Origin of the sequence: Acinetobacter sp. AS167, assembly GCF_037152175.1 — a bacterium.
Taxonomy (GTDB): Bacteria; Pseudomonadota; Gammaproteobacteria; order Pseudomonadales; family Moraxellaceae; genus Acinetobacter.
In genome coordinates this window covers 1-620 of sequence record NZ_JBBCMP010000033.1, presented here as the reverse complement: position 1 = coordinate 620, position 620 = coordinate 1, and the positions used below count along the sequence as shown (strand labels likewise).

Sequence of the window (620 nt, the reverse complement as noted above, 5' to 3'; positions counted from 1 at the left end):
CAATGGATTGTCTTGGTTTGTTGTATTTATTTCTAAAGCAGTGCCCCATGTATCCTGTTTGATTTCCCAAACACACTCGCCTAGCTCATTACTTAAAGTTTGTGGTGTACCGACTTGATCACAGTGATAAAAAGCAACACGTTCTAATTCAGCTTTGTTCTTTCTGGTTTCAGTTTTCCATACAGGATCTTTATAAATCGAATAGGGTACGTTTTGGAATTGGCGATAGTCAGGTGTTTCTATCAGCTGAATAAAGCCTGTATAACCAGTCTGTAATAACGGTACAAAGCTATTCGGTTCATAGACATAGTGTTTGGTGTAGTCTTGCTGTTTTAATTGATTTTGGTTTGCTTGATATGACTCCCATATCATTAAGTCACCATCCCAACCAAATAAGGTTAGGCTGTGGTCTGTTTGGTTATTCTTAAATAATCGTCTACCAAAAACATCATAACCATAGTTTGTGATTTGACGGTTTTATCACTATAAATAATAGTGTTACTAAAATGTAGTAATACCCTTTTGAATAATAATATTTTTTAAGCGCTTTAAATTTTCAGTAGCTAAACTAAAATCATTTTCTGAAGCTATTTTATACCAATATTCTGCTTTATCTACAT

The 620-nt window shown here is 33.7% G+C and carries 1 pseudogene; it reads right to left on the bottom strand.

The window, feature by feature from the left end:
- Window positions 1-477, bottom strand: a pseudogene (locus WFN33_RS20220) (RHS domain-containing protein); the annotation flags it as partial.
- Window positions 478-620: the final 143 nt, after the last annotated feature.